This is a genomic window from Streptococcus oralis, from assembly GCF_026782345.1.
Taxonomy (GTDB): Bacteria; Bacillota; Bacilli; order Lactobacillales; family Streptococcaceae; genus Streptococcus; species Streptococcus oralis_CK.
The window spans coordinates 1-1,415 of record NZ_JAKUWI010000010.1 but is presented as its reverse complement, the minus strand read 5'-3'; the positions used below and the strand labels follow the sequence as shown (position 1 = coordinate 1,415).

General features: G+C 38.2%; 1 protein-coding gene. It reads right to left on the bottom strand.

Annotation, left to right across the window (positions count from 1 at the left end; all coding sequences use genetic code 11):
- Positions 1-1,415: GbpC/Spa domain-containing protein (locus tag MK405_RS09460; protein WP_268704893.1), on the bottom strand; the 1,415-nt coding region annotated here is incomplete at both ends.

Sequence of the window (1,415 nt, the reverse complement as noted above, 5' to 3'; positions counted from 1 at the left end):
GCTACTGGAGCTGGTTCCAATGGTTTCTCCGTCTCATATGTTGGCTCTTCTGGTTTTGATGGCTCCGGTTGATCTGGAGTTTTTACCGGTGGTGTTGGCTCATTTTCATAGCTTGGCGCTACTGGAGCTGGTTCCAATGGTTTCTCTGTCTCATACATTGGTTGAGTTGGAGCTGTTGGTGCAACAGGTTTCGTCGGAACCCCAATTGCATTAATGTTTGAATTGAAAGCAAACCAAATATTTCCACTTTTAGAAGAAGCCATATTAAAGCTAATCTCCGATTGAGTTATTTCACCGACAATAGCACCGTACCAATTATTTGGACTAGAGGTTGTATCCCATTCCGATGTATCCCAACGAGCCCCTAGCGATTTTTCTGCATTTGATGAATCTGCATAAGCAGAGTTATTTTCATGAATCTTGATAGATGAACCAGAAATTGGAATATATCGACCGTTAAAGTTTCTAACACTTTCAATTGCATCTTTATCAATTGCCCCACTACCGTTACCTCTATTTAAAGATGAAAAATTAACTAATCCTCCTGTGAGATTCATAAGTTGACCTTCTTCATCATAAAACTTGACTTTTACATTAATGTTTGTAGAAGTAAAATAATCATTATACCATGCTGTCACAGTTGGATCACTCGAGGCAAACATAGTCATTTTGGTTCCATCGTTAAAACCTGTTTCTTTTAATGTGTAAGTGTAAACTACTTTTGAAATTTTCTTACCATTAAAACTTGAATTTTTTAGACCAGTATAGGTAACATCGACTGGTTTATCCTTTTCTAATACAAGCTTTGCATAAGTGTTATTCGAATTGATTGCATTGAAATATGAATATGCTGTAGATTTTTTCCTATCAGGATTTGTTGGCGAAATCCCCCATGATTTTACCAAAGCATCCAATTCCTGCTGCCCATATTGATGTACAGATGAATCAATTGTTCGTATTGCATTTGGTTCTGATTTAAAGTTCAACGATTGTGATCTTGGTTCTGAAAGATAACCATCTTGTTTCTTTTTACTCTCCGCTTCTGCGAGTGCTGCAGTATAAGCTGCGAACTCTTTCTTATATTTGGCAAGATCAGTTTCATATTTAGCTAATTTTGCTTCATAGTCAGTTTTAGCTGCGGCATTACGTTGCTTGATTTCTTCATTTTCAGCTTGGAGTGCAGCATTTTTTGCCTTATTGTCTTCAACAGCCTTTTCATAGGCTGCTTTTGCATCAGCATTTGCTTTTTGTACTCGAGCTAATTCCGTCTGGTATTTGGCCAGCTTAGCTTGGTAGTCTGCTTCATTGGTAGCATTTGCTTGCTTAACTGCCGCCAAATCTGCTTCGTATTTCTTCACCGCTGCTTCATAAGTCGCTTTTGCAGTGGCGTTACGTTGCTTAATCGCTTCATTTTC